Annotated in this window: 22 protein-coding genes and 1 pseudogene; 20 read left to right on the top strand and 3 right to left on the bottom strand. The window is 55.4% G+C overall.

Going from position 1 to position 23,756, the window contains the following annotated elements:
• The 6 genes from AB3U87_RS01865 to fliZ all read left to right on the top strand — a co-directional run.
• The coding region (locus AB3U87_RS01865) for a flagellin (protein WP_394148208.1) at positions 1-77 on the top strand (77 nt) is incomplete at its 5' end.
• Between the two features lie 81 nt (positions 78-158).
• A complete protein-coding gene (locus AB3U87_RS01860; protein ID WP_394148201.1) occupies positions 159-3,797 on the top strand; it encodes a glycosyltransferase in 3,639 nt (1,212 codons plus the stop codon).
• 80 nt (positions 3,798-3,877) lie between these two features.
• Complete coding sequence (locus AB3U87_RS01855) at positions 3,878-4,693, top strand: glycosyltransferase family 2 protein (RefSeq protein ID WP_253460512.1); 816 nt, start codon at positions 3,878-3,880, stop codon at positions 4,691-4,693.
• Positions 4,694-4,928: 235 nt separating this feature from the next.
• Entirely contained in the window at positions 4,929-5,897 is a 969-nt protein-coding gene (locus AB3U87_RS01850; protein WP_394148199.1) for an HNH endonuclease signature motif containing protein, read from the top strand.
• 143 nt (positions 5,898-6,040) lie between these two features.
• Complete coding sequence (locus AB3U87_RS01845; RefSeq protein WP_253460517.1) at positions 6,041-6,763, top strand: RNA polymerase sigma factor FliA; 723 nt, start codon at positions 6,041-6,043, stop codon at positions 6,761-6,763.
• 42 nt (positions 6,764-6,805) lie between these two features.
• Positions 6,806-7,309, top strand: coding sequence for a flagella biosynthesis regulatory protein FliZ (fliZ, locus tag AB3U87_RS01840; protein ID WP_253460520.1), 504 nt, complete (start codon positions 6,806-6,808; stop codon positions 7,307-7,309).
• 325 nt (positions 7,310-7,634) lie between these two features.
• Here fliZ and AB3U87_RS01835 read toward each other — a convergent pair whose 3' ends face one another.
• Positions 7,635-8,039, bottom strand: coding sequence for a site-specific integrase (locus AB3U87_RS01835; RefSeq protein WP_301253398.1), 405 nt, complete (start codon positions 8,037-8,039; stop codon positions 7,635-7,637).
• Between the two features lie 272 nt (positions 8,040-8,311).
• Here AB3U87_RS01835 and AB3U87_RS01830 point away from each other — a divergent pair, with 272 nt between their 5' ends.
• Together AB3U87_RS01830 and AB3U87_RS01825 are read left to right on the top strand one after the other, a co-directional pair.
• Complete coding sequence (locus AB3U87_RS01830) at positions 8,312-8,590, top strand: type II toxin-antitoxin system RelE/ParE family toxin (RefSeq protein ID WP_253460523.1); 279 nt, start codon at positions 8,312-8,314, stop codon at positions 8,588-8,590.
• Positions 8,590-8,877: a HigA family addiction module antitoxin gene (locus tag AB3U87_RS01825; protein ID WP_253460526.1), complete on the top strand. Its 288-nt coding sequence runs from the start codon at positions 8,590-8,592 to the stop codon at positions 8,875-8,877. Before AB3U87_RS01830 ends, AB3U87_RS01825 begins: the two co-directional genes overlap by 1 nt.
• Positions 8,878-8,911: 34 nt before the next feature.
• Here the strand turns inward: AB3U87_RS01825 and AB3U87_RS01820 are convergent.
• A pseudogene (locus AB3U87_RS01820) lies at positions 8,912-9,171 on the bottom strand (Ogr/Delta-like zinc finger protein).
• A gap of 533 nt (positions 9,172-9,704) precedes the next feature.
• On the opposite strand from AB3U87_RS01820, the gene AB3U87_RS01815 reads away from it, so the two are divergent.
• The 6 genes from AB3U87_RS01815 (at position 9,705) to AB3U87_RS01790 (ending at position 14,905) form a co-directional block, all read left to right on the top strand.
• On the top strand, positions 9,705-9,926 hold the full coding sequence (locus tag AB3U87_RS01815; protein ID WP_301253397.1) for a hypothetical protein: 222 nt from the start codon (positions 9,705-9,707) through the stop codon (positions 9,924-9,926).
• A gap of 207 nt (positions 9,927-10,133) precedes the next feature.
• Entirely contained in the window at positions 10,134-11,120 is a 987-nt protein-coding gene (locus tag AB3U87_RS01810) for a D-cysteine desulfhydrase (protein WP_253460532.1), read from the top strand.
• A 65-nt stretch (positions 11,121-11,185) separates the two neighbouring features.
• On the top strand, positions 11,186-11,989 hold the full coding sequence (gene tcyJ / locus AB3U87_RS01805; protein ID WP_125290927.1) for a cystine ABC transporter substrate-binding protein: 804 nt from the start codon (positions 11,186-11,188) through the stop codon (positions 11,987-11,989).
• Positions 11,989-12,657 (top strand): cystine ABC transporter permease, encoded by a 669-nt coding sequence (tcyL, locus tag AB3U87_RS01800; RefSeq protein ID WP_253460535.1) that lies wholly within the window; start codon positions 11,989-11,991, stop codon positions 12,655-12,657. Before tcyJ ends, tcyL begins: the two co-directional genes overlap by 1 nt.
• Complete coding sequence (tcyN, locus tag AB3U87_RS01795; protein ID WP_394148195.1) at positions 12,654-13,406, top strand: L-cystine ABC transporter ATP-binding protein TcyN; 753 nt, start codon at positions 12,654-12,656, stop codon at positions 13,404-13,406. The genes tcyL and tcyN overlap by 4 nt, the downstream gene beginning before the upstream one ends.
• Before the next feature lie 425 nt (positions 13,407-13,831).
• On the top strand, positions 13,832-14,905 hold the full coding sequence (locus AB3U87_RS01790; protein WP_301729415.1) for an acyltransferase family protein: 1,074 nt from the start codon (positions 13,832-13,834) through the stop codon (positions 14,903-14,905).
• Between the two features lie 177 nt (positions 14,906-15,082).
• On the opposite strand, the gene putA is transcribed toward AB3U87_RS01790, so the two are convergent.
• Complete coding sequence (gene putA / locus AB3U87_RS01785; protein ID WP_394148193.1) at positions 15,083-19,033, bottom strand: trifunctional transcriptional regulator/proline dehydrogenase/L-glutamate gamma-semialdehyde dehydrogenase; 3,951 nt, start codon at positions 19,031-19,033, stop codon at positions 15,083-15,085.
• A 420-nt stretch (positions 19,034-19,453) separates the two neighbouring features.
• On the opposite strand from putA, the gene putP reads away from it, so the two are divergent.
• The 6 genes from putP (at position 19,454) to efeU (ending at position 23,756) form a co-directional block, all read left to right on the top strand.
• Positions 19,454-20,938, top strand: coding sequence for a sodium/proline symporter PutP (gene putP / locus AB3U87_RS01780; protein ID WP_253460546.1), 1,485 nt, complete (start codon positions 19,454-19,456; stop codon positions 20,936-20,938).
• Positions 20,939-21,086: 148 nt separating this feature from the next.
• Entirely contained in the window at positions 21,087-21,218 is a 132-nt protein-coding gene (locus tag AB3U87_RS01775; RefSeq protein ID WP_255416553.1) for a hypothetical protein, read from the top strand.
• Positions 21,219-21,230: 12 nt separating this feature from the next.
• On the top strand, positions 21,231-21,611 hold the full coding sequence (locus AB3U87_RS01770; protein ID WP_125290933.1) for an HVO_A0114 family putative DNA-binding protein: 381 nt from the start codon (positions 21,231-21,233) through the stop codon (positions 21,609-21,611).
• 445 nt (positions 21,612-22,056) lie between these two features.
• Positions 22,057-22,320, top strand: a complete 264-nt coding sequence (locus AB3U87_RS01765) for a type II toxin-antitoxin system HicA family toxin (RefSeq protein ID WP_125290934.1) — start codon at positions 22,057-22,059, stop codon at positions 22,318-22,320.
• Positions 22,317-22,673 (top strand): type II toxin-antitoxin system HicB family antitoxin, encoded by a 357-nt coding sequence (locus AB3U87_RS01760; protein WP_253460553.1) that lies wholly within the window; start codon positions 22,317-22,319, stop codon positions 22,671-22,673. The genes AB3U87_RS01765 and AB3U87_RS01760 overlap by 4 nt, the downstream gene beginning before the upstream one ends.
• A 255-nt stretch (positions 22,674-22,928) precedes the next feature.
• Positions 22,929-23,756, top strand: coding sequence for an iron uptake transporter permease EfeU (gene efeU, locus AB3U87_RS01755; RefSeq protein ID WP_394148189.1), 828 nt, complete (start codon positions 22,929-22,931; stop codon positions 23,754-23,756).

Below are 23,756 nucleotides of genomic sequence, written 5' to 3'. Positions count from 1 at the left end.
TCCTTCAGCAGGCTGGTACCTCCGTGCTGTCAAAAGCCAACCAGGTTCCACAGGGCGTTCTGTCTCTGCTGCAGTAATCTCGCACGACACGTTTCGTCGACCCGGCTACGGCCGGGTTTTTTCTGTCTTGCCCACATAAGATGGCGCGGAGAAAAAGTATGAATCGTCTTTTAATTACTATTGATCAACTTAACCGGCTAACTGATACAGAAACGACCCTGATGGATGTGGTCGAGCATTTTCACGCGCAGGGCTGGCAGATTGACCTGGTCACGCGACTGGTGGAAGGCACCTATTTACGGCGGCTGAAGGCGTTGCAGCAAAGCGGCAACGTGCAGTGCTTTATGGAAGATGAGCATCCGCTGGCGGCCCACTACGATTTGATCTGGATTTGCCAGGGCTACATGAGTCTGAAAATGATCTCGGCTCTGCAGAAAGGCGAAATATCTGGCGTTTGCGTTTTTCAGCACTACTACGCCTATGCGGACCAGGACCTGCCCTATGGCGCGGCGCTGGAAAACAAACTGGCGGCCTACAGCCTGGCCGTTTCCGCCATCTCCTATGCGAAACTCGCGCTGAAAGGCATCGATCAACGCAAACTCCATATATTTCCTCTTTCCGTTAGCGACAGCTTCGCTCAGGTACAGCCGCAGGCTATGCCGCCGCTGTCGCGCATTTTGCTGATCTCTGAAGAACAAAATGACGCCATTGGCGAGCTGCGGACGCTGCTGGCCGCGAAGGGCATCAGCCTTGACCATATCAACGCCCGACGTCGCGAGGTTGAGCTGACGCCTGAGTTCCTTTCCACCTATCAGCTGGTGATGGCACAGACTCGTCCGGTGGTCCAGGCGCTGGCTGCCGGTGTCCCTGTTTATCTTACCGATACGGTTTCCGGCGCGGGCTATGTAAACGGCGAAACGCTGGAAGCGGGGCTGGATTCGCATTTCCTTGCCGATTACGGCAGTGCACCGCATCAAAGCCCTGAAGAGTGGGTACAGGATATCGTTGAGCCTTATGCCGATGCCTGGCAGTGGACGCAGGACTTCCGCGAAGAAGCTTTCCGGCAGTGGTCGCTCAGCGCGCAGATCGAAGCCGTGCTGGCCCGCTTGCCGAAAGCGGACAGGCTGCAGGTTACCGAAGCCGAAGCCGCCAGCCTGACGCTGCACCGCAAGGTGATTGCCGACGACGCCGAAAAATCCCGCGTGCTGGAAAGCTGGCTGAAAACGCGCCAGCCTTCCGAAGCGCGCATCAGCGTGCTGCTCTCCTTTATTAACCAGATGCCGGAAACCGGCAATATCGGCCTGGCGATCCTCGATCCGCACGGCGACAGCGCCGCCGTTGAGAAGACGCTTGCCTCGCTGGAGGCTCAGTATCTACAGCCGGCCCTGGTGGAAAAAGTGCGCGACAGCCAGCAGCTGGCCGGGCTGTTCAGCCAGACGCAGGCCGATTCCTTGCTGCTGGTCACCGCCGGCAGCGAGCTGATGCCGTGGGCGCTGCTGGTCTTTGCCGAGCACCGTCTGCGCCAGCCTGACGCCGCGCTCTGGTACTGCGACAGCGTCACGGGCGAAACCCTGCTGGCCGCCGAAAGCCTGTTTAAACCCGATCTGAATATCGATCTACTGCGCAGCCAGCCCTATATTGGCGAACAGATGCTGATTAACGTCGCGGCCGCGCGTGAGGCGGGCGGTTTCGACGCTGGTTTTACGCGCCTGGGCGGCATCGATCTGGCGTGGAAATTTATTGAAACCCGCGGCGCGCAGTCCATCGGCCATATCGCCGACGCGCTGATGCTGGTGCCGGAAACGGCGGAAAGCTGGCTACAGCTGCCGGAAATCGTGGCGGAAAGCGCGGCCGTGACCGCTGCGCATCTGGCGCGCTGCAATCTGCCCGCCGTGGTCGAGCCGGGCCTGCTACCGGGGCTGCATCGCGTACGCTTTACTCATCAGCAGCAGCCGCTGGTTTCCATTGTCATCCCGACGCGCGATCGCCTGCCGCTGCTGCGCCGCTGCATCGAAAGCCTGATGGAAAAAACGCAGTGGCCACATTATGAACTGCTGATCGTGGACAACAATTCTCAGGACGAGGCGACCTGTGACTATCTGGCGCAGCTTGAGGCGCTGAATATCGCTCAGCTGCGCGTGCTGCGCTGGCCGCAGGCGTTCAGCTTCTCCGCGATCAATAATTTTGCCGCCGAGCAGGCGCGCGGCGATCTGCTGCTGTTTTTAAATAACGATACCGAAATCGTTGAGGGCGAGTGGCTGTCGGCGATGGTCGAACACGCCACGCGTCCCGAAGTGGGCATTGTGGGCGCGCGGCTGGAATACCACGACGGGCGCATCCAGCATGCCGGCATCGTCGCGGGCGTGGGCCTCGGCGTCTCGCCGGTTTACGACGGCGTCAGCGTGGATAACACCGGCTATATGCAGCGCCTGCAATCGATCCTGAACGTGACCGCCGTCAGCGCGGCCTGCATGATGGTGCCGAAAGAGGTCTTTGTCGAGCTGGGCGGCTTCAGCGTCGATGAGTTCCCGGTCTACCTGGGCGACGTGGATTTTGCGCTGAAGGCGCGTGCCAGCGGCTATCTCACCGTATGGACGCCTTACGCGCGTCTGCTGCATATGGGCGGCGCAACCCGCGTGCTGGGCGAAGGAGTCGGCATTGCGTCCCATGTCGGGCCGGAGATGTTCGATACGCTGCGTGAAAAATGGCGCGGCCAGCTCAGCGTGGATGTCAGCTATAACCGTCAGCTCACCAAGGTTGGCGGCAACTTCCAGCTGGGCACGCGTCAGTCGCGCTATCAGCAGCCGCTGCCGGGCCGACCGCTGCCGGTAATGATGGCCTGTCATAAAAATCTGACCGGCTGCGGCAACTATCGCGTGATCAAGCCGTTTAAGGCGCTGGAAGGCAATCTGATACTGGAAGGCGGCCTGACGCACGGCCTGCCTGCGGTGATGGAGGTGGCGGAGATTCAGCCCGATACGCTGCTGCTGGAGCTGGTGACCGACGTCTCCATCCCCGAGCGCGTGAAGCAGTATCGTCAGGTCAGCAACACCAAAATCATTATGGAATATGATGACTACATTCCAAACCTGCCGCTGAAAAGCGTCTTCCGCAAGCAGCTGCCGAAGGATATCGTGCGCCAGCTGCGCCGTTCGGTAGAGCAGGCGGACTGGCTGGTGGTCTCCACCGTGCCGCTGGCCGAAGCCTATGCGCCGTTCCATCACGACATTCGCGTGGCGCAGAACCGCCTGGACGATCAGTGGGCCGCGCTTAACAGCCTGCGTCGTCAGGGGAAAAAGCCGCGCGTCGGCTGGGCGGGCGGCAGCAGCCATACCGGCGACCTGGAAATCCTTCTGCCCTTTATGAAAGAGCTGGAAAACGAGGTCGAGTGGGTCTTTATGGGCATGAAGCCGCAGAACGTGAAGTGCGAATTCCACTACGGCGTGCCGTTCGAGTTTTATCCCGAAAAGCTGGCGACGCTGAACCTGGATCTGGCGCTGGTGCCGCTGGAGATGAACTTCTTTAACGAGTGTAAAAGTAACCTGCGTCTGCTGGAGCTTGGCGCCTGCGGCGTGCCGGTGATCTGTACCGATATTGAGCCTTACCGCTGCGATCTGCCGGTCACCCGCGTAACCAACCGCTACAAAGACTGGATGAACGCCATTCGCGAACATCTGGCCGATATGGACGCGCTGGCGGCCAGGGGCGACGCGCTGCGCGCCGGCGTATTCCGCGACTGGATGCTGCGTGACGAAGGCCTGACGGACTGGCAGAACGCCTGGCTGCCGCGAGGCTAGTTTCAGGTGATTTTTATGGCTGACCGGGAGCGCCTGGTCAGCCCGCTCTAATTAAAAAGTACGGCTCGCAAGGGGGCAGGATGATTGGCGGAAAAAAAATTGGCGTAGGCATCGTGACCTATAATCGTAAAGCCGGACTGATAAAACTTTATCAGTCGCTGCCTCGCGATATTATCGACGCGTTAGTCGTGGTTAACGACGGCGCTTATTATCCCGAACTCGGCGAGCTGGATTGCCATCTTCACCATAACGAAGTGAATCAGGGCGTTGGCCGCAGCAAAAATATTGCGCTGCGCTATCTTCAGGCTCAGGAAGTCGACCATTTCTTTCTGATCGAAGATGATATTTTCGTTAAGGATCCGTCCGTTTTTGCCCGTTATATCGAATTATCTGCCCGCACCGGCATTCAACATTTTAATTTTAGCCAGCATGGCGATAAAAATGTGCAGCCGGACGGTACGCCGCGTCCTTGCTATATTATGGATTACGGCGATTTTGTTATGCCGCTGTATCCGGCCTGCGTGGGCGCATTCTGCTATTACTCCAGAGCCTGCCTGGAAAAAGTCGGGCTGATGGATGAAATTTACTATAACGCCGTGGAGCATCTCGACCACACCTATGCCGTTATTAAAGCGGGACTGCATCCGTCCTATCACTATTTCCCGGATTTGGATAATTCAGGCCAGTATCTGGGCGATGAAGGCTGGAGCCCGCAGCAGTCAACGATTTCCGGCAAGCTCTCTTCCCGGGCCATAAGCCTGGTCGCTGCGACGTACTTCCAGGAAAAGCATGGCTGCCTGCCGCCGAAAATTCCTGTGGTATCGACCGAGGCATTGAAAAAAGAGCTGGCTACGCTGAAAAAGCGTTATGCCATTAGCGCCAGCCTGGTTAGCTAACCGTTTTCTGCGTTATTCACTTCTGCTTCTCTGGCACGCTTCGCTTTTCTGGCGAAGCGGGTCTTTTTATCTCGCCTGTTTTTTTTGCCTGAAACTTGCCGTCTGGCCCGTATCCAAAAGCCGCTTATTTTGTTATCACACTCAGGTTTTGCCCTTGCGGCACTGGAGAAAAAATGCGCCAGGCCGATAACTCTTTTTTATAACAATTCATTTTGATCCTCTTGCGGAGTGTGACATGCGCTTCAATTACGACCTGCTGCCTGGCGAACTGTTGCCGTTCGATGAAATTGCCGAACGCTATGGCCAGAAATACCCTGAGGATAAATCGCTAACCCCTCATGGATTACTCAGTCCTTCTACCTCCAGCAAGAACTGGATTATCCGGGCGATTTTCGCCAGCAGGGATATCCACGGCGCGCTGGAGGATGTGCTTTTTATCTCTAACGACAACGAACGTAAAAACTATTTGCAGCGCTTTGAGCACTACCTGCAAAAACAGGAGAGCTTTCTCTATTTTCGTCGCCCGCCCGCACCCGCACCGTGGAACGTCTGGAAGGTGATGGGCGAGAGCAAGGTGGTGGCGATGCTGGATCCGGCCTCGATTATGGCGCAAAGCCTGATGGCACAGCGTGGTTTTACGCTCAGCCTGCTGCGCACCGATGAGGAAGACGAGTACTGGCAGCTGTACGACAGCCAGACGCGGCCCTGTTTTGAATATGCGAGACAGCTCCAGTTCCTGGTGGTGCTCAGCTCGCCGCTGCTGCCGCCTACGGCAGGCGTAATGCCCGGCACGCAGGTAGGGCGCCGCGTCAAAGCGCGTCTCTGGCAGCGCATCAGCCAGCAGTCTTTCAACACGGCGGTGCGTGAACGCTACGGCGCCTGCGTGATCACCGGCACCAAAGTGCATGAAAATGCCAGCTACCCGTGGGTAGAGGCCTGCCATATTGTGACGGAAGAGAACGAAAGCGGTTTTCTGAAAGACAATAACGTGGATAACGGGCTGTTTCTGCGTAGCGATCTGCAACGGCTGTTCGCCAGCCATCTGCTGCTGATCGACGGCGAGACGGGCAAAGTCTCTTTCCGGCACAGTCTGCCCGCCGATGAAGAGTTAAGCACTGCTTATCAGGATCTTGCCGGTAAAACCTGTGCATTATGGGAGCAGGTGCCCACAGCGACACGGCAGAGACTGCTAAGGTTGCGTTAGCTTTCCGTAAAAAGCGGTGCCCGACGCCGCTTTTTTCCACAAAAATGAAATAACCCGCCTTTTTTACCGCTATTCCTCCAATCAATCCGCACTACAGAAACAGATAATCATGCCGATAACTTAACTAACGCAGGATAGTCATAGTGAACGATCTATATACCGTCGGTGGCGTGATGGATAAAAACTCGCTGTGGCAGCGCTATGTGCCGCTGGTGCGTCATGAGGCGCTGCGCTTACAGGTCAGGTTGCCAGCCAGTGTTGAACTGGACGACCTCCTGCAGGCGGGTGGCATTGGGCTGCTGAATGCAGTCGAACGTTACGATGCGCTGCAGGGCACGGCATTTACTACCTATGCCGTACAGCGCATACGTGGCGCGATGCTGGATGAATTACGTAGCCGTGACTGGGCGCCTCGCAGCGTGCGTCGTAACGCGCGCGAAGTCGCCACCGCCATGCATCGCGTCGAACAAAGTCTTGGAAGGCCGGCCAGCGAGCAGGAAGTCGCGGCACAGCTTGACGTGTCATTAGAAGAGTACCGGCAGATCCTGCTGGATACCAATAATAGCCAGCTGTTCTCTTACGACGAATATCGTGAGGAACATGGCGACAGCGCGGAGCTGGTGACGGAAGGCCACGAAGAGGCTAACCCGCTACACCAGTTAATGGAAGGGAATCTGCGCGAACGCGTCATTGAAGCGATCGAGGCGCTGCCCGAACGCGAAAAAATGGTGCTGACGCTTTATTACCAGGAAGAGCTGAATCTGAAAGAGATTGGCGCAGTGCTGGAGGTCGGGGAATCCCGTGTCAGCCAGCTGCACAGTCAGGCGATAAAACGCCTGCGCGCCCGGTTAACGGGAGCGCGCTGACGGAGTCAGTTTTGCACTCTCAACACCAACCGGGGACTCCAAATGGGATCCAAAATTAAAATGAGGCCGCTGAGCCGCTATTTGAAAGATTTTAAGCACAGCCAGACTAACTGTTCACACTGTAGTAAAGTTCTCGACCGTATGGCGTTGGTTTTCCGCGGGCAGATCATCAATAAAGAGGCGATCGCCCGCATGGACCAGCCGATTGACGACCAGGTCTGGTCAAAGCTCCAGCTTGAGCTGACCGCGCTGTGTCGTTTTTGCAGTGATATTTACTGCAATACGAATCCTACCTATTTTGACATCATGGCGTTTAAACAGTATCTGTTTGAGCAGACCGAGATGAGCCACAGCACGATCCGCGAATATGTTGTTCGCCTGCGTCGCCTTGACGGGATGCTGTCGGCCCGTAATTTTCCGGCGGAAAGATTGGCCGGCAACAGCTGGCACGAATGTCTGGAAAACGATCTTCCCGATGCGGGCAACAATAATTACCGCATCGCCCTGCGCAAATACGATCAGTTTTTAGGCTGGCAGCGCAATTAGATTGGGACGACAGCCTCTTTTACGTTACCTTTTAGCTATGTTTTGTAAAACCGTAATAACTTTTCCTGCGTTGTTAAGGGATTGGTTAAGTAAAGGCTTACAAAATAAACTTATAAAAAAAATACCTCTGAAAAAGTTACAGCGGTTTGTAACGGTTTCTGACATGTCTGAATGTGGGCATGACGTGGACATCAGGGCAGCGCAATATCGCTGCCCTGAATTTACAGTATCAGCAGTCCTGAACTGTTAATCTGCCAGCCAACGGCCCCAGCGCGATGGTATTTTCCCGATCTCAAAGCTATATGCGCATAACTCATCGTCAGCGCTATGCTTGCGAGCCCACACATTTGCTGTAAAACATGATATTTCCCTCGTTCATCATGACGTGACCAGTAAATATATGCCGCAATATGTGGAGTGATTGGCCTGGCGGGATATCGGGTTTAATTTGTTTGCGCACCCCACAGAATTTTCTGCAATCGACATTAAACAAGCTGGTGCTGGCTGTCGACATCATGTTGTGTTCTGGCTCTGCCGAAATCGGAACCGCACGCCGTTTACCGTTTTTGGTTTTCAAATACATGACGCGACAGTTAACAATCTGCGACCGTTTTAAAGTGACAACTTCTGTCCGGCGCCCGACTGCACTGAGTGCTACCAGAGCCACCAGGCGCGCATCACCGGCCAGCGTATTGAACAGGGCGGCGATTTCATCTTTGCTAAATGACATCTCCTGGATCAGTACAGGCAGTGAGCCAGATCTTCTAATCGGATCCTCACCCGAGCATTCGCTAATCTCCGCCAGCCGTGTGAACATGCCTGGCAGTGGGTAGATCTCACGATTATTCGCGCCGGGCTAAACAACTGTGAACCAATGCCTGATGCAACATCAGTTGAACATCAGTTGAACATCTGAAAATTGCTCCCTAAAAGCAATGCGTGTTGCGCACCGCGCATCGGCGGTGTTATTATGCGCATAACGCAACACAGGGAGTGATTAACGTGATCAGGAGTTTTAAGCATAAGGGGCTGAAGAAATTTTTTGAAACTGGCTCAACGGCTGGGATTGATTCACGCAACGCTGACAAAATCGCGTTTCGCTTGTCTGCACTGGATAACGCTAAAATCATTGATGACGTTGATATTGCCGGTTTTAACCTGCATCCCCTGCGAGGGGATCGGGCGGGGATCTGGTCTGTGACGGTAACAGGCAACTGGCGAATAACCTTTGAATTTACAGACGGTGATGTATTTATCATTAATATGGAGGACTACCACTGATGGGCAGAATGTTTAATCCCCCTCATCCTGGGGGGCTAATCCGCGAGTCTATGGAATCGCTCGGGCTGAGCGCACGTCAGCTTGCATCGGCGCTGCACGTTGCACCCTCAACGGTTCAGCGGTTAATTGTGAGTAAGTCTGACATATCTCCTGAGATGGCGCTAAGACTTGCAGCCGTCCTGGGTGGTTCTGCTGACGTGTGGTTGGCAATGCAGCGCGATCACGATTTATGGCGTGCACGGCAGCGTATCGATCTGTCAGTGCTGCACAGATTGCAGCCTGCATAAGCGCATAAAAAACCCCGCGTTTGCGGGGTGTCCGCTATCTGGCTTGTAACAAATCTAACGCCATCTGCCGTTCTTCCGGCGTAATCAGCCCAATCAGTTTTTTTTCAGCAGGTCGTTACCGGCGCGCGCTGGGCTGAGCGTATGCGAAAACGACTGATTCGTCACGAAAGTGTGGTCGCATTCCACGTCAGAGCACTGGCAATAAATATCTGACGGTTCGGGATGCTTGCGGTTAGTCTTCCGTATGATTGCTTTGGCATTGCATTGCGGGAAAATAATTTTTAGTACGCGCATAGCCATACTCATTCATCAACCAACGCACTGACAACTCGCGCCCAAGGGCTACTGTACCGATCGCAAAGTGAAAAGTTGAAGCCAGTTTCACTTTTTTCCAGAAAATATTGGGGAAGTATCGTATAAAATGCAACATACGGAAAAGAATACAGTTATTGCTGTTTTTCGCAATTTGAATGAAATTTCAAGAGGGAGAATATGCAGGGGCGATTAGTTTTTTAAATTAAAACTATACGTTAAAAAAATTATTATTCTTTAAGGAGCTGAAATACCTTACGGATAGAAATAGCTATCCCTGTTAGTTATTCTTGACACGGTTTATTGGACGAAAGGGAAAATGTATGGATGCAAAATCTATTGCCCGTGGGGTAGTTGAGGGTATCTCGTCAGTACCTTCTGGGATGTATGACGGCGTAATCAGAACCTGGCATCTGATGAAAATCTTGATATGGTTTATTTTTTGGTCGAGCCTGCGCTTGAACCTTATCTGAAATATATCAACAGTAGCCCAATGATTTGTAAGGCGGTTCAGCATGAACTCTGCAAAATCCTCGCTAAGTAAATTGGGCAAAATTGCCAGCTGGGGCGCTTCTCATTTTCTTGAGGCCATGATTACCGGACTTTGCTCAATAGCTGCTTTTTTGTCGTTGTTTCTGCTGGAGGGTGGTGTAATGAAAACAGTTGGCTTTGTCGGCTTCTTTGTTTTGGGATACCTGCTTTCACTTGGACTCGGACTGCTGAGAGGAGAGCGTTAGCGCTTTGCTTTCACCTGGACCTGGACTGTTGAGAGGAGAGCGTTAGCGCTTTGCGATCCCTGATAGCTTATAATATACAAGCCCGCCTGGAAGCGGGTTTTTTTTATATAGTCAGTGTGTGGTATTGGCTTAAAACCATTTTTTTTCAATATGTTATCCTTGCCTTCGCAACAGTAAGGATGACTTTTTGCTGCTGTGGAGGCTACGTTGTCCTTACATCTTTTACACTCATTTCCCCGGCTGGAACTGCTTGGCGCGCCGACGCCGCTTGAGCATCTGCCTCGTCTTTCCGACTATCTGGGGCGCGATATTTTTATCAAACGCGACGACTTCACGCCCGTAGCCCTGGGCGGCAACAAACTGCGCAAGCTTGAGTTCCTGGCGGCGGATGCGCTGCGCCAGGGCGCGGACGTGCTGCTGACCGCCGGCGCTATCCAGTCTAACCATGTCCGTCAAACCGCCGCCGTGGCCGCAAAGCTGGGCCTGAAGTGCGTGGCGCTGCTGGAAAATCCGGGCATTACCCATCTTGAAAATTACGCCACTAACGGCAATCGCCTGCTGCTGGATCTGATGGATGTGGAAGTGGTGATGGTCGATGCGCTGCACGATCCCGCCGCGCAGCTGGCTGAACAATGCACGCGGCTGGAAGCGCAGGGCTTTCGGCCTTATGTAGTGCCGGTTGGCGGCTCCAACGCGCTGGGCGCGCTGGGATACGTAGAATGTGCTCAGGAAATTGCTCATCAGAGCGAAGGCGTGGTAGATTTTGCCGCTGTCGTTGTTGCCTCCGGCAGTGCCGGAACCCATGCCGGTCTCGCCGTAGGACTGGAGCAGCTGCTGCCGGACACCGAGCTGGTTGGCGTAACCGTTTCGCGCAGCGTTGCTGAACAGCAGCCTAAAGTGGTCGCTATTCAACAGGCGCTCGCCGCGCAGCTTGAGCTAACAGCGCAGGCGCCCGTGACGCTCTGGGACGACTATTTCGCGCCGGGCTACGGGATGCCGAGCGAAGAGGGCACGGAGGCGATCAAACTGTTGGCCAGGCTTGAAGGGATATTTCTGGACCCGGTCTATACTGGCAAGGTAATGGCCGGATTGATTGACGGCATCGCACAAAAGCGTTTTCGCCGCGAAGGCCCGCTACTGTTCGTTCACACGGGTGGTTCGCCGGCGCTGTTTGCTTATCATCCTCTGCGGTGATCCGCAGGCCTTCGGAAAGAAAGCTGACTACACACTATTAATCTGCATCTCAACATGGAGCGCTTATGAATTTTTCTCTGGTTCGTCGCCAACTGGTAACGGGAATGATGTCGCTGGCGCTGGTGGCTGGCGTTGCCACCAAGGCTACTGCTGCCCCGGAAAACCTGCTGAATAAAGTAAAAGAACGCGGCACGCTGCTGGTGGGCCTGGAAGGAACCTATCCGCCATTCAGCTTCCAGGACGAAAACGGCAAACTGGCCGGTTTTGAGGTCGATTTCGCCAACGCCCTGGCACAGCATCTGGGCGTCAAGGCCAGCCTGAAACCGACCAAGTGGGACGGCATGTTGGCCTCGCTGGACTCAAAGCGCATCGATGTGGTGATCAACCAGGTCACCATCTCCGACGAGCGCAAAAAGAAGTATGACTTCTCTACGCCTTATACCGTTTCCGGTATCCAGGCGCTGACCAAAGCCGATAAGGCCGACAGCATCACTAAGCCTGCCGATCTCAGCGGCAAAAAAGTGGGGCTGGGACTGGGCACCAACTACGAGCAGTGGCTGCGTGAAAACGTGAAGAACGTCGATATCCGTACTTATGACGACGATCCAACTAAATATCAGGATCTGCGCGTTGGCCGAATTGATGCGATCCTGGTTGACCGTCTGGCCGCGCTGGATCTGGTGAAGAAAACCGGTAAAACGCTGGCGGTAGCCGGCCCGGCCTTCTCTCGTCAGGAAGCGGGCGTGGCGCTGCGCAAAGACAACCCGGAAATGCTGGCGGCGGTCGATAAAGCCATTGCGGACATGCAGAAAGACGGTTCGCTGGCTAAGATTTCCGACAAATGGTTTGGCGTGGACGTAACTAAATAATGCAGGAAAGTTTACAACTGGTGCTGGATTCAGCACCATTTTTACTGAAAGGCGCGCTTTTCACCCTCCAGCTCAGCATCGGCGGCATGTTCTTCGGGCTGCTGCTGGGCTTTGTGCTGGCGATGATGCGTCTTTCCCACTTCTGGCCCATAGCCTGGCTGTCGCGTTTCTACGTGTCGATATTTCGCGGCACGCCGCTGATCGCCCAGCTGTTTATGATCTACTACGGCCTGCCGCAGTTCGGCATTGAGCTGGATCCCATCCCTTCCGCCATGATTGGCCTGTCGCTGAATACGGCGGCCTACGCTTCCGAATCGCTGCGCGGTGCTATCGCCGCCATCGAGCGCGGCCAGTGGGAAGCGGCGGCCAGTATCGGCATGACGCGCTGGCAGACGCTGCGCCGGGTTATTCTGCCGCAGGCCGCCCGTACCGCGCTGCCGCCGTTAGGCAACAGCTTTATCAGCCTGGTGAAAGATACCTCGCTGGCCGCCACCATTCAGGTGCCGGAGCTGTTCCGCCAGGCGCAGCTGATCACCTCGCGCACGCTGGAAGTTTTTACCATGTATCTGGCGGCTTCGTTGATTTACTGGGTGATGGCGACTTTACTCTCCATGCTGCAAAGCAGGCTGGAAAACCACGTTAACCGCCAGGATCGGGAGGCAAAATGAGCGCCATTGAAGTCAGCGGGCTGGTGAAGAAATTTAACGGCCACACGGTGCTGCACGATATCGATCTGGAGGTCGCTTCGGGCGAAGTGGTGGCGATAATCGGCCCAAGCGGCTCGGGCAAAACCACGCTGCTGCGCAGCATCAATCTGCTGGAAACCCCGGACAGCGGCACCATTAAAGTGGGCAATATCCGTATTGATGCCGCCGCCGGCATGAACCGTCAGAAAGAGCAGGTACGCCGTCTGCGCCAGCAGGTAGGCTTTGTTTTCCAGAACTTTAATCTGTTTCCCCATCGTTCGGTGCTGGAAAACATCATTGAAGGGCCAACCATCGTGAAAGGCGAACCAAAAGCCGAAGCGGTGGCGCGTGCGCGTCAGCTGCTGGAGAAGGTGGGACTGGCGGGCAGGGAAGAGAGCTATCCGCGTCGGCTTTCCGGCGGCCAGCAGCAGCGCGTGGCTATCGCCCGTGCGCTGGCGATGCGCCCGGAGGTGATCCTGTTCGATGAGCCGACCTCCGCGCTGGATCCCGAGCTGGTAGGCGAAGTGCTCAATACCATCAAGGCGCTGGCGCAGGAGAAGCGCACTATGGTTATCGTCACGCATGAGATGAGCTTTGCACGTGACGTTGCCGATCGCGCCATCTTTATGGATCAGGGACGCATTGTAGAGCAGGGCAGCGCAAAAGCGCTGTTCAGCCATCCCGAACACCCGCGCACCCGTCAGTTCCTGGAAAAGTTTCTTTCGCAATAACCCTGTAAAATTGCCGGTTAATTCCGGCAATTTTCAGCGCGCCAGCTGAATAAGCTTTTTCTTAAATATCTTTCATGCCGCTTCGTTATAAAATAGCCGTTCTTCCTGCGTAAACAGCTCTCCCGCCTGTGCTTTCCCTTACCCGCCTTCGTTTTGGAGAAGTTCCTTAAGACGTCAGTCTCTTAAAAGAGGAATAATTTATTAACTTATTGCAAATTTCCAGGGTAAGGTAAATTCGCTTCGCGAGAAGAGGAATGTTCTGAATATGCATGATGCCGGGCATGACTAAGTATTCAGGGCCAGCAGCAGCCACATTGTATATATTTGTCAGCGTACGGTCAGGGCCAGATAATATTAAATATCTCGGCTACGGGGAGGTATCGCTACCTCATGTTATCCCAGTTTATGACGGTCGGAGTAATATAATGAATACGACTCAAAAGCAGGATATTGCCTGGATAAACAGTTTAAAAGGCCTCTGCATTTTACTCGTGGTTTTATATCATGTTGTCCTGCCAGGCTATGCCGAAATGATTGGCCATCTGGTTGCTGGCTTTATGCCTGCTAAATTATGGCTGGCCTTTAATAATTATCTTTCGCCGCTGAGGATGCCCGCCTTTTTCTTTGTCTCTGGCCTGCTGGCGACCAACGGCATTATTAACCGTCCATGGAAGCAGGTTTTTACCAGTCGCGTTACCAATCTTTTCTATCTCTATTTCCTTTGGGGCGTGATCCAATGGCTGATGATCCGGGGCGTCTCCAATGAGGTGATGGGCGAACAGCTCTCCAAAAACACCAACGCGGCCTGGGCGGCCACGCCGGTGGAGTCGGTTAAATTAATGCTGCTGGCGATGAGCTCCTCCTGGTATCTTTATGCGCTTGGCCTGTTTTTTGTGTTCGCCAAACTGTTCCGCGAGCAGCGGCTTGCGATGATGACCATTGCGGTTTTGCTGAATTACGCCGCCGTCATGAAAATCATCCCAGGCTGGGGACCGGAAAGCGTCGCGCAGTATCTGATCTTCTTCCTGCTGGGTACCTTTTACAGCAGCACTTTGCTGCGCTGGAGCGAATGGCGTCGCAGCAATCTGGTGCCCTGGGCCGCGCTGATAGCGCTGTCGCTGATCCACGCTAAGCTCGGTATTCCCCATAGCCTGTTCCTGTGTGCGCTCGCTGTTTTAATCTCCGTCGCCGCCTGCCGGACGCTGAATCGCTACTTTACGCTGGGCTGGCTAAACTGGCTGGGCAGAAACACGCTGCAAATTTACGTGCTGCACCGCATCTTTATCGAATTCTTTGGCATGTCCGCCATTTTGTTCGCGGAACACCATCAGCTGTTCGCTAACAAAGCGTTCTCCATGCTGTGGGCGACAGCTTTCCCGGTGGTAATGGTGGCGCTGTGCGCGGGCTGTTCGGTAGGCGTGTGGACGTTGCTTAATCGGGGCATCGGCAAAAATCTGTTTATCTATCCACGGCTGCTGCGCGTCAAAGTTGATGCCTGACAGAAAATACCAGGCGTAAAAAGGCCGCTTATTAGCGGCCTTTTTCTTATGACTTTAAACGCATCAGGCGGCTACTTTTGCCGGTCAGCCGCGCGGCTAAACGAAAAAAGGGCGAATGGCTTCGCCCCTTGTACGGAATCCGCTGCTTTAAGCCTGTCGGACAGGCCGACGGGCGCGTTAGCCGATGGTCATCAGGCTGGCGTTGCCGCCTGCTGCTGCGGTATTGACGCTCAGCGAGCGCTCAATCAGCAGGCGTTCCAGCAGCAGATTGGTTTCGCCGCGGGCAAAGCCCTGGACGGAAACAATCGCGCCTTCACGAGCGGCCACCGTTTCGCAAACTGTTCTGAGCTGATCGGCATCGCCGTGGTAAATCACCGCCTCAAACTCGTTATGCTGCGCCAGCGGTTCGACCGCAAAGTCGATACGGCTCTGCACGGCTGTGGGCAGTTTCTTCGCCAGCGCGCGATGCAGTTCATCATCCTGCCACAGCGCGCGGCTGCCCACGGCGGTGACCGCCGCCAGCTGCACCAGCGCATCCTGCTCGTTATCCGCCAGGCAGACCACGCGCTCGCGCGGCAGCAGGGTAAAGGTGTTGCGTTCGCCCGTCGGGCCGGGCAGCAGGCGAACGGTGCCGCTCTGGCCCAGCTCGGCAAACTGTTTGCAGACCGCAGCCAGCTCCGGCTTGTCTTTCGCCCACTCCGTCAGCGCCTGATGAGTGGTCAGCAGCACCGGACGCAGCGCCGCATCAACCGGACGCTCGACGTCCTGGCGATCCAGCGTAACCTTCAGCGCGCCTTCCGGGCGATGCGAGAGCAGACGATAGAGATAGAGCGGGCCGCCCGCTTTCGGGCCGGTGCCGGACAGGCCTTCGCCACCGAACGGCTGGACGCCTACGACGGCCCCTACCATATTGCGGTTGACGTACAGGTTGCCGACTTTGGCGCGGCTGGTGACCTGATTGATGGTTTCATCAATACGGGTATGCACGCCCAGCGTCAGGCCGTAGCCGGAAGCGTTGATCTGCTCAATGATTTTCGGCAGCGTGCTGCGGTTGTAGCGCACCACGTGCAGCACCGGCCCGAAAATTTCCTTATCCAGATCGGCGACGTTTTCCAGCTCAATAAGCGTTGGCGGAATAAAGGTGCCGGTCTGCCACTCTTTGCTGTCGTGCTTATCGTTAAACGCCGCCTGATACACTTTCATGCCTTTGCTGCGCATCGCCTGAATATGGCGTTCGATATTTTCTTTCGCTTCGCTGTCGATCACCGGCCCGATATCGGTAGACAGGCGCTCCGGGTTGCCCATACGGCATTCGGCCATCGCGCCGCGCAGCATTTGCAGCGTGTGGTCGGCAACATCATCCTGAATACAGAGCAGACGCAGGGCAGAGCAGCGTTGACCGGCGCTGTCAAAGGCGGAAGCCACGATATCGACCACTACCTGTTCCGTCAGCGCGGAGGAGTCCACGATCATGGTGTTCATACCGCCGGTTTCCGCAATCAGCGGCGTCGGCCTGCCTTGCGGATCCAGTCGACCGGCCAGGTTACGTTGCAGCAGCGTTGCTACGGCAGTCGAACCGGTAAACATCACGCCGCGTACGCGGTCGTCGCCGGTCAGCTGAGCGCCGACGGTTTCACCCAGGCCCGGCAGCAGCTGTAGGGCACCAACCGGCACGCCCGCTTCATGCAGAATAGCGACGGCGGCAGCGGCCACCAGCGGCGTCTGCTCGGCAGGCTTGGCCAGCACGCTGTTGCCTGCTGCCAGCGCTGCGGCAATTTGACCGGTAAAGATTGCCAGCGGGAAGTTCCACGGGCTGATGCAAACCACCGGGCCAAGCGGACGGTGCGTTTCGTTATCGAAATCGTCGCGAACCTGGCCTGCATAGTAGTGCAGGAAGTCGACCGCTTCGCGTACCTCGGCGATAGCGTTGTTAAAGGTCTTTCCGGCCTCACGCACCAGGATCCCCAACAGGCGCTGTAGCTGAGCTTCCATCAGCTCGGCGGCACGGGTCAGGATCTCCGCACGGGCGGCAGGCGGCGTGGCGAACCAAATCGGGCCGGCATTGACGGCGGCGTCCAGCGCGGTCGAAACATCTTTCCCGGTAGCGTGGCGCACATAGCCTACGATATCGGCAGGCTCCGCCGGATTGAGCACCGGCAGCTGTTCGCTGGCTTCCGTTTCGCCATCGATAACCGGCGCGGCGTGCCACGGCTGGATAGCGCTGTTCAGCAGGGCGCTGGAGAGCGAAGCCAGGCGGTGTTCGTTAGCCAGATCCAGACCGGCGGAGTTCTGACGCGTTGCGCCATAGAGATCGCGCGGCAGCGGGATCTTCGGATGCGGCAGACCAATCGCCCCTTCGGTGCGGGCCAGTTTTTCCACTTCATCGACCGGATCGGCGACCAGATCTTCAATCTGGAGCGTGTTATCGGCAATGCGGTTCACAAACGACGTGTTGGCACCGTTTTCCAGCAGGCGGCGCACCAGGTAGGCCAGCAGCGTTTCGTGCGTGCCGACCGGTGCATAGATCCGGCACGGGCGGTTAAGCTTGCCATCCGCCACTTTGCCGACCACCTGCTCGTACAGCGGTTCGCCCATGCCGTGCAGGCACTGGAACTCGTACTGACCAGGGTAGTAGTTATTGCCCGCCATCTGATAGATAACCGCCAGCGTATGCGCGTTGTGCGTCGCGAACTGCGGATAGATCAGGTTCGGTACGGCCAGCAGTTTACGGGCGCAGGCCAGATAAGAGATGTCGGTGTAAACCTTACGGGTGAACACCGGATAGCCTTCCAGGCCGTCCATCTGGGCGCGCTTGATCTCGCTGTCCCAGTAGGCACCTTTCACCAGGCGGATCATCAGGCGGCGACGGCTGCGCTGGGCCATGTCGATCAGCGCGTCGATCACAAACGGGCAGCGCTTCTGATAGGCCTGGATAACAAAGCCGATGCCGTTCCAGCCTTCCAGCTCCGGCTCAAAGCAGAGTTTTTCCAGCAGATCCAGCGACAGCTCCAGGCGATCCGCTTCTTCCGCATCGATGTTGATGCCAATGTCGTAAGAGCGTGCCAGCAGCGTCAGCGATTTCAAAATGGGGTAAAGTTCGTTCATCACGCGCTCGTACTGCGCGCGGCTGTAGCGCGGATGCAGCGCGGAAAGCTTGATGGAAATGCCCGGCCCTTCATAGATGCCGCGACCGTTGGAGGCTTTACCGATAGCGTGGATCGCCTGCTGATAGGAAACCAGATAGGCTTCAGCGTCTTTCGCCGTCAGCGCGGCCTCGCCCAGCATATCGTAAGAGTAGCGGAAGCCTTTCTCTTCCAGCTTGCGGGCGTTCGCCAGCGCTTCCGCGATGGTTTCGCCAGTGACAAACTGCTCGCCCATCAGGCGCATCGCCATATCCACGCCTTTGCGGATCAGCGGCTCGCCGCTTTTACCGATGATGCGGTTCAGCGAGCGCGACAAATTCGCCTCGTTGTGCGTGGCGACCAGGCGGCCGGTAAACAGCAGGCCCCAGGTGGCGGCGTTAACAAACATCGAAGGGCTGCGGCCCAGATGCGACTGCCAGTTGCCGTTGCTGATTTTATCGCGGATCAGCGCGTCACGGGTTGGCTTATCTGGAATACGCAGCAGCGCTTCCGCCAGGCACATCAGCGCAACGCCTTCCTGTGAAGAAAGTGAAAACTCCTGAAGCAGCGATTGCACCATACCGGCGCGGCCGCCTGCCCCTTTTTGGTGCCTGAGCGCCGAAGCCAGCTTGTGGGCAAGACGTTGGGTTTGCTGCGCCAGCGGCTGCGGCAGACGTGCCTGTTCAAGGAGCATCGGCACTGCTTCCGTCTCCGGGCGACGCCACGCGGCGGTAATGGCGGAGCGGGTTACCGATTGCGGCAGAATATGTTCGGCAAACTCCAGAAAAGGCTGATGCAGCTCCTCGACCGGCGCGTCTTCGCTCTCCTGAGCCGTAGCCTGCAAGGGGAATTCCGGCAGGGCGTCGCCTCTCTCCAGCTGTTCCAGATAGTTAAAAATAGCCTGTTTGATCAGCCAGTGAGGTGTGCGATCGATCTGGCCCGCAGCCTGACGAATGCGGTCACGCGTGGCCTCGTCCAGCTTAACGCCCATAGTGGTTGTGCCCATGCCTTAAAACTCCTTGCAAATAGTCAAAACAGATCTGGCAAGCAATATCACTTAAGTTGCAACTTTGTGCAACCTTGTTAAATGTGAGGCTGATTGCAGAGTGTAAAAACGCTTTTTTAAAAAGCGGCATGGATATTGCTGCAAAAATCCGGCCAGCTTTACAGATTGCAGTAAAACTGGGTTCTGAAAAGGTTTTTTGAGAGGTGTAACCGGTGACACTGTGATCCAGTGCAACCTGTCGAATCTTCTTTCCAGATGCAAGGTGAAATTAATGTAACGATTGTGTTAAACCATTGGCGAGTATTGTGCCCGTCAGTGCTTTGCGGCAGGATACCCCGCCCTGGGTGGTTAAAAGTGGCGCCGCAACGTTCCGGCGGCGGGGCAGGGTTGCGCATTAACAATAATAAGTGGAGAACCTGAATGACAGTAAGCACACCTATGATGGTGACCTTTTGCGTTTACATTCTTGGCATGGTGTTTATCGGCTTTTTGGCCTGGCGCTCAACCAAAAATTTTGATGACTATATCCTGGGAGGACGCAGTCTGGGCAGCGTGGTCACCGCGCTTTCCGCCGGTGCATCTGATATGAGCGGCTGGCTGCTGATGGGCCTGCCGGGCGCCATTTTCATCTCCGGCATCTCCGAAAGCTGGATTGCTATCGGCCTGACGCTGGGCGCTTACCTTAACTGGAAAATCGTCGCCGGACGCCTGCGCGTGCAGACTGAACACCATGATAATGCGCTGACGCTGCCCGATTTTTTCGCCAGCCGTTTTGAAGACAGAAGCAAAATCCTGCGCGTTATCTCTGCGGTCGTCATCCTGGTTTTCTTCACTATCTATTGCGCTTCCGGCATCGTAGCCGGCGCCCGCCTGTTTGAAAGCACCTTCGGCATGAGCTACGAAACGGCGCTGTGGGCTGGCGCAGCCGCCACTATTATCTATACCTTTGTCGGCGGTTTTCTGGCCGTAAGCTGGACCGATACCGTGCAGGCGAGCCTGATGATCTTCGCTCTGATCCTGACGCCGGTGATGGTTATTATTGCAGTAGGCGGCCTGAGCGATTCCCTGGCGGTTATCCAGGCGAAGAGCATTGAAAATATGGATATGCTGAAAAACCTGAACTTTGTCGCGGTGATCTCGCTGCTCGGCTGGGGACTGGGCTACTTTGGTCAGCCGCATATCCTGGCGCGTTTTATGGCGGCGGATTCGCACCATTCTATCCGCAGCGCGCGCCGTATCGGCATGACGTGGATGATCCTGTGCCTGGGCGGTGCGGTAGCGGTCGGCTTCTTTGGTATCGCCTACTTCCAGAACCATCCCGAGCAGGCAACAGGCGTCACCGACAACAGCGAACGTATTTTTATCGAGCTGGCTCGTATTCTGTTTAATCCGTGGATCGCCGGTATCCTGCTTTCTGCTATCCTGGCGGCGGTGATGTCGACGCTGAGCTGCCAGCTGCTGGTTTGCTCCAGCGCGCTGACGGAAGATCTCTATAAAAACTTCCTGCGTAAAGGTGCCAGCCAACGTGAGCTGGTATGGGTAGGGCGTCTGATGGTGTTGCTGGTGGCGGTCGTAGCTATCGCGCTGGCTTCCGATCCGAACAACCGCGTACTGGGGCTGGTAAGCTACGCCTGGGCCGGCTTTGGTGCGGCGTTCGGGCCTGTAGTGATCTTCTCGCTGGTGTGGAAGCGTATGACCCGTAACGGCGCGCTGGCCGGGATTATCGTAGGCGCGGCTACCGTGCTGATCTGGAAACAGTACGCCTGGCTGGATCTGTATGAAATTATTCCGGGCTTCCTGTTTGCCAGCATCGCCATCGTGCTGTTCAGCCTGGTGGGCAGCAAGCCTTCCACTGCGGCCGTAAAACGATTTGAGGCAGCCGAAGCCGAGTTCCATTCGCGTTAATCACGCTGATAACTACGACAGGCTCGCTTCGGCGGGCCTTTTTTTTAAGAACGGAAAACCTGGTCAGGGAGGACGGCATAAAGCCATCATGGCTTGTCATCCTCTTGCGATAAGGTTATGATCTGCTCATAAATCAAGGATGAGTTAAATGGATTATGGATTAGCGACCCTGCTGAGCCTGCACGGCACCCGTTATATTTATGCCTGCGGCTACTGGTATGAAATTATGGATCATTTTTTCACCGCGGTAGATAAAATCGTGGCTGAAGCAACCAGATAAAAAGGGATGATGATGAAAGCACTGATCGGCGTAATGCCAGAAAATGAGTTTCGCCAGCGGGTCATGGCGATTGTCAGCAATGAGTACCTTCCTGAAGAAAACGAACCCAAAATCTGGTTCTCCTCGCTAAACGCGGTCGCGCAGATTTTAAGCCCTGAAAATCTGGCGCTGCTGGATATGATGGATCGGGAGAAACCGGAAAGCATCTCTCAGCTGGCCCGGCTGGCCGGGCGGGCGGTGAGCAATCTTTCCGCCACGCTGTCGACGCTGGAAAAACACGGCTTCGTGAAAAAAGTAAAAGGGAAAAACTGTATGAAACCGGTGGCGCTTTACACCGAGTTCGTTATCCACACCGCACATTTCCCGGCCAAAAAAGCCAGCGACGCTGCCTGAGTTGGCCCCGGTACAACGGCGCGCATATTTGGTTATCTTAAATTTTCTGCTGTTCGATTCGTGGCAATTACTGTCCCCACGGCAAACAAACCGCAACAGGAATAAAAACGGGACGTGAGTTGCTACCAGTGGCGATAAGGCGGATCTGAGCGCACCGCCTGGGCCCTGGGACGATACGCTGGCTGAGCCGTTGCAATAAACGTGTTACGCATCAATGGGAGGCGAACGTCCTGACATGCGGCACGCATCAGTTTCGGGGCCGGACGAACGTCCAGACAGGCGATCGGACAATTGGTTTTAGTTGGTGATTGAGCCCCAAACTGTCTGTCGTCATCGGCCAATAACGTGATTACAAATAATCTTCTCGATGACTTCATAAATTGACTTCGAAAACCAGGGTTAATAAAATGACTTCATAGAGTGAAGCTATGGCAGGGATAAAGCTATGGTTGCATTAAGGAAGAAGCATAAACTCATACTGACTAAAATTTTTGCGCTGCCTGTTCCTGCCAACATTAAGTGGGCAGAAATCGAGTCGCTTATCCGGGCTTTAGGTGGTGAAGTTACCGAAGGTAGCGGATCCCGGTGCCGATTCAAACTCAATGGCAGTATCGCAAGATTCCACCGCCCACATCCTGCCCCTGATACCGACAAAGGCGCAGTTAACAGCGTTAAAGAATGGTTAGAAAGTATAGGGATTGAACCATGAGCAAAGCAAAACCCAACAAATATGAGATAGCCGGGCAGCCGGTTGTTGTCAGCTTCGTACCTGAACTGAACGCGTTTCGCGGCAAATTCCTGGGGCTCAGTGGTTATTGTGATTTTGTTGCTGACAGCGTAGAAGGGCTGCGGAGAGAAGGCGAAATTTCCTTAAAGGAATATCTGAAAGATTGTCGGGAAGAGGGGATAGATCCTTATGCCCGACAGGAAAAAACGAAGACATTTACTTTACGCTATAACGAGACGCTTGCTGAAAAATTAAGTCATGTGGCAGCTGAAAACGATATGTCAGTAAATACTTTCATCATTGAAACGCTGGAAGAGCGAATCAGACACGCATAATAAAAGCCCCGTCCAGGCGGGGCTTTCTGCCAAAACCAGCTCCTTTCCTTTCGGATAGTCTTCGGGTACAGAAATAAACAGGTAGGGAAGTTTCCGACGCCCTTTGATAGCGCATTTTCCTTTAATCCCTTGCCACGCCCGATGAAAATAACCGTCCAGCCTCTTGTATTTCTTCTGGCGATAATGATAATCGGTATCGTTTAGATTTACACTTCTTTACCCGCGTGAAAACGCCTTATATGTCTGAAGGTGCCTATGTTTGTGCCGTTCCTGATTATGTTACGCGAAGGACTGGAAGCCGCGCTGATCGTCAGCCTGATTGCCAGCTATTTACAGCGCACGCAGCGCAGCGAGTGGTTCGGCGCAATGTGGCTTGGCGTCTTCATCGCCGCCGCGCTCTGCCTGGTGCTGGGCTATGTGATTAATGAAACCACCGGCGAATTCCCGCAAAGAGAGCAGGAGCTGTTCGAAGGCATGGTGGCGGTGGTGGCCGTTTGTATTCTGACCTGGATGGTGTTCTGGATGCGCAAAGTCTCGCGCAATATTAAAGCGCAGCTGGAAGGCGCGGTGGATAACGCGCTGCAGCGCGGCAAAGGCGGCGGCTGGGCGCTGATTTTTATGGTCTTCCTGGCCGTCGCGCGGGAAGGGCTGGAGTCCGTGTTCTTCCTGCTGGCGGCCTTCCAGCAGGACGTGGGCATTGCGCCGCCGGTCGGCGCCATCCTGGGCCTCGCTACCGCTATCGTGCTGGGTATGCTGATCTACTGGGGCGGCGTGCGGCTGAATATGGCGCTCTTCTTCCGTTGGACCAGCCTGTTTATTCTGCTGGTCGCAGCGGGCCTGGCGGCTGGCGGCATCCGTGCTTTCCATGAGGCCGGACTGTGGAACGCCTTCCAGAGCCAGGCGTTCGATTTCAGCGAGGTGCTCTCCACCAGCACGCTGATGGGCACGCTGCTGGAAGGCCTTTTCGGCTATCAGGAAGCGCCCAGCGTCAGTGAAGTGGTGGTCTGGTTCTGCTATCTCATTCCTGCGCTGATCCTGTTTTTCCTGCCCGGACGCCCGCCAACGACGGCAGTCCGTCTTTAA

The sequence above is a fragment of the Erwinia plantamica genome (assembly GCF_043420595.1).
Lineage (GTDB): Bacteria > Pseudomonadota > Gammaproteobacteria > Enterobacterales > Enterobacteriaceae > Erwinia > Erwinia aeris.
Note: the sequence above shows the minus strand (reverse complement) of the source record. Positions and strands in the feature narration are given on the sequence as shown.